Below are 4,025 nucleotides of genomic sequence, written 5' to 3' on the forward strand. Positions count from 1 at the left end.
GCGGCCCGCTGGGGGGTCGGCAAGCGTCGCCTGGAACGCCCCACCGACTACGCCGCCATCCTGGCCACCTACTGGTACGTCGAAGGCCAACACGCCGTGGCCAACAACCGCCTCGACGAAGCCGCCTACGCCGCCTACCAACTCGCGATGATCAACCCGTAAACCCCTACGCTGCAACGGGCCGCACGGTTAAGGCCCGTAGCCGGCGGCGTCGGCTACGGGCTCACGCCGATGAAGTGTCCAGCAAAGGTAACTGGACGTCGCAGTCACTTTAACGGCGGCCAAGCACCCGTGTCGCCTATTACTGTGATCAGTGTGAAGGAATCGGTTCTGGCCGCAATCATGGCCGCTCGCGCACGCATTCGGCGTGGCGAGGCAAAGCCGCGGGAACGCCGGCCACGCAGCTCTTAACGGCGGCGCTGAAGACCGGCGTCGCCGCGCTCTCTCCAAGCAGGCTTGCCCAGGGCGGCCACAGTTGCGACACCGTCGTCTACATGCGCTGCACCGTTTGGCGGGTCCGCGCCCTCGCCCCGCGCCAGCGGCGCTGCTTCAGGTCCGTTGTACGTGAAACAGGGTGTCGTCCCCGTATTCGCTTCCCTTCCAAAGGTTTAGCTCATACCAATCCGGATCGCTTGCCCGGCGGCGCAGTGGGATGCATTCGCCTCCGGTAACGGGATCCTCGCTCGCGCCGACTTCGACGATCTTGTTGCTTCGCGGGGAGACTGTGTCGCCCGCTCCGCGCCGCTGGACCCCGACGATCTCATCACCCGGACGAAGTTCGTGAGGACCAACTACCAGCACCTCGGACATCTACCTCGTCTCCCTTCACGGCCTATCTCAGCCGGACGCCGATCAGCTTTCCGGTGGCCATGGCTTGCTGCATGAGCAGCCGCATCCGTTCTTGGATATGCGGCTCAACAGCTTTCATCCTTGGCGACCACCGCCGCATAGTCGTCGTTGGCGTCGTCGTGGAAAAGCTCATTGAGGTAGGCCCATGCTGCGTCACGACCAGCGCCGGTCGTGACGGTGACTGAGAAATGGTGAATTGTCATGTTTCTCCGGTCATCTCCGTGTGTTCCGCGCGAGACTCATGCACATAGATCAGCGGATCGCGTCCGTGACGCACGAGCAAGTGTCGGCCGTCGGCGCCGCGAATGATGTTCTCGACGGTTCCGAAGTGCCCTTTGCCGCCTGACTCCCAGCGCACACGGTCACCGATGGCAAACGGGCCCGTGAATCGTTCTAACGTCATGGCGCGAGTTGTCCTCCTTATCGCACGGCATCGCACTACCTCCTGTATCTAACTCAATCCTTACGTCGGTTTGCGGTTGAGGCGAGCGGCCAAGCGACGGGCGCATTCCTCGGCACGCTGCGCACGACGATGGTCGTGCCCGCATTCGCGTTCGGGCCGCTCATGCCCTACGTATGCGTGATACACGTAGGGCCGTCCTGTCAGTTGCCGCGCCGGGAATGCCTGCCACACGGTTCCCATCCTTTCACCAATAACCAAGCGCCAAGCCCTGGTAGCCGCGCCGGTCTCCGGGTTCGTAGCCACCCGCCGCCGCGCTGTGGCTTGTCCGATGGCATCGGCATTGGCCTGTGTAGCCGTGCTCGCAGCGGTATCGCTGCATCGGCGGTTCGGGAATGTCCCAACGGGGCGTGTCCATTCCGTTCTTCTCATGTCAGCCTGTCGACTTCAAGCTCAGTTCGAAGCAGGTGCCTGTTTGACCGGCTTTTCCCAACCAAGCTGGGATAGGCATCACACTGCGTGTAGGTGAAGTGGTACGTAATGGTCTTGTACGTGGTGTCGAGGATTTTGTTCACTCGACCAGCGACTCCGGCAGTAATGCGAACGATGTCGCCAACCTGGAGATCAGCCGCCTTGATTGACATCAACATCGGGCCGCTCCTCTCTGTACCGACAAGACCGCGTTCTTACGTTTAACCCTTTGGTTGTTGCGGATAGTGACGGGAAGTAGCAGCCGAAGTCGCATTCCGGGCCAGGGCAGCGGTACGGGCAGCCGCCATCTGGACGTTTCGGCAGTCCGTTATGGATACGCATCGAGCCGTTCCAAATCAGTTGGTATTCGCGTCGGCAATACGCGCAGATACCGCGCATCATCATCGTAGTCGGGCCAGGGACGCACGCCTCCGGTAAGCGATGACTTCCTGGGCAACGGTCAGTCATAAATGCCTGCGATTGTTAGTTTCGGCGCGCGTCGCCGTCGTGGTAGCAGCATCCATGCGCGCTGCGGTCATCAGGGCCGCATAGGCAGCACCTTGGCGGGTCAATGCAGGTGAGAAGTGGGGGGCTTGGAGCGCGCCCGCAGATATGGCAATCACGGTCGGGTGGATGTTTGCATCGAGTCATGCCTGTGACTCCTGTTCATTGGTTGCCGATAACTGTCGACCACCCAGCCATTCGGGTCAAAGCTCTTGCCCGCTAGATGGCATCCACACTCTTCCCGGAGGACGGTCACGGTAATGCTCGGTGTTCTCCACGGCGCGTACCACGATTTCCGAGCCACCGCGAACCAGCGTGGCATCCTGCCCTGGATGTGATAGCGCTGCCAGCAGCGTTTCAATATCGCTGCGCGTCAGTTCGACTACCCCCTCGGACAGCCTCGCCCGGGCTGTCGCATCGTCCGGTCGCGCCTCATTTTCGATGGCTCGCACCAGGATTCGGCCCTCTCCGTCGATGAGGGCTTGAGAGCTCAGTGGGTCGTCGAGCTTAGCCAGTAGGACCAACAAGTTGCGTTGAGTCAATTCGACTACCCGCCGCCCACTTTCGTCGCTGATGTACTTCATTGTGATTGTCCCCCCTTGGTTTACGTGGTGCTGCTCAGCCAGACACCGGCATTACCGCCCATCACTTCTCACGAGGGCGCGATGCTCCTGAGGCCCTCGAGTGCTGCGGCCAGCCCTTCGACGGCATCCTTGGTATTTCGAATGGGATCCCGCCATGGTGCAGTTAGCGCTTGCGCCGCCGTTTCGACTGCCCCGTAGGCGCGCACCGCGGCGGCGATCGTCTCGATCTGGCCCAGGGTGACGCGGTCACCCCATGTGGTTCGGCCCTTCTCGCTGGCGACCCAATCAATCTCCGCGCCCAGCGCGGCCTCCACGGCCTTGAGCTTGCGTTGCAGGTCCTCGGCATCGGGTTGGCGCGCCAACCGCCGTTCCACGCCGGCGTCGACGGCTTCGGTGATCTTCTGTTCGGCCTCTTTCCTCGCCGCTGCGCGGGCCTCATGAATCGCGGTGGCGCGCAGGGTGTCTGAACGAGCAATGATCGACCGGACTGCGTCCCATGACGGGCGGTGATCCGCTGATTTACGAGTCGCTGGCTTGTGCACCTGCATCCGGGTCTTGCTTCGGCCCGGATGCATCAGCCCCCACCCGGCGGGCAGTTCCCCGGCCTGGACGATCGTGGGGCTGGGTACCACGAGCCACCATTCGTGGCATTCGTCTGCCCACGCATCAGCCTTGCCCGGTGTGTTGAGTTCGTTGAGCCAATCAGCGCGGCTGACCTTCAGCCCGTGGCCAACCAGCAGTCGGCCGCTGCTGCTGGTGAAGCCGATGTAGATGGCGTCGCAGCGGCTGCCGGCTCCCCAGCCGCCGTTCATCCCAACTTCGGGCAGAAACACACCGCCCGGCAGGTCTGCGCCCGGCTTGATGTAGTGCCGCTTCAGTAAGGCCAACAGTGTGTCGGTCTCGCTCACTGAAGTCCCTGCCCGCCCCTGCGGCCAGCGTTCGCCCGCATCGTGTCCCCCCCGGCGTTCGGTTCGTTTACGCCAGTCTTGCTGTGGCGGCGCAGGCAGCTCGGCATCAACACGCGCGGGGCCGATGCGCTTTGGCCTGCTTGACGATCCATCAGTTGCGGGCGTGGACGACTATTGGTGTGCCGCAAGTCGAGCTCGACAGCGGAGGCCAGTCGGGCAGCGTCGTGGCTTGGGGAGCGTCCCGGGGAGTGGTGTAAGTGATGGCGGCGTGTCGGTCCCTGACGTAAGAGGGCCATCGCGTGAGTCTCT

4 protein-coding genes are annotated in these 4,025 nt (G+C 62.8%); all 4 read right to left on the reverse strand.

All coding sequences use genetic code 11. The features are described 5' to 3' along the window. Window positions 1-549: 549 nt before the first annotated feature. The 4 genes from AWC14_RS28495 to AWC14_RS27770 all read right to left on the reverse strand — a co-directional run bounded on the left by AWC14_RS28495 (window position 550) and on the right by AWC14_RS27770 (window position 3,716). Window positions 550-810, reverse strand: coding sequence for a hypothetical protein (locus AWC14_RS28495; RefSeq protein WP_139800233.1), 261 nt, complete (start codon window positions 808-810; stop codon window positions 550-552). A 104-nt stretch (window positions 811-914) separates the two neighbouring features. Continuing rightward, on the reverse strand, window positions 915-1,052 hold the full coding sequence (locus AWC14_RS28865; protein WP_158084976.1) for a hypothetical protein: 138 nt from the start codon (window positions 1,050-1,052) through the stop codon (window positions 915-917). 1,375 nt (window positions 1,053-2,427) lie between these two features. Next, window positions 2,428-2,808 carry a hypothetical protein gene (locus AWC14_RS27765; RefSeq protein WP_085241545.1) on the reverse strand — a complete coding sequence of 127 codons (381 nt, stop codon included), beginning with the start codon at window positions 2,806-2,808 and terminating at the stop codon, window positions 2,428-2,430. 68 nt (window positions 2,809-2,876) lie between these two features. Continuing rightward, window positions 2,877-3,716 (reverse strand): hypothetical protein, encoded by an 840-nt coding sequence (locus AWC14_RS27770; protein WP_084024665.1) that lies wholly within the window; start codon window positions 3,714-3,716, stop codon window positions 2,877-2,879. Window positions 3,717-4,025: the final 309 nt, after the last annotated feature.

The sequence above is a fragment of the Mycobacterium kyorinense genome (assembly GCF_002101735.1).
GTDB lineage: Bacteria > Actinomycetota > Actinomycetes > Mycobacteriales > Mycobacteriaceae > Mycobacterium > Mycobacterium kyorinense.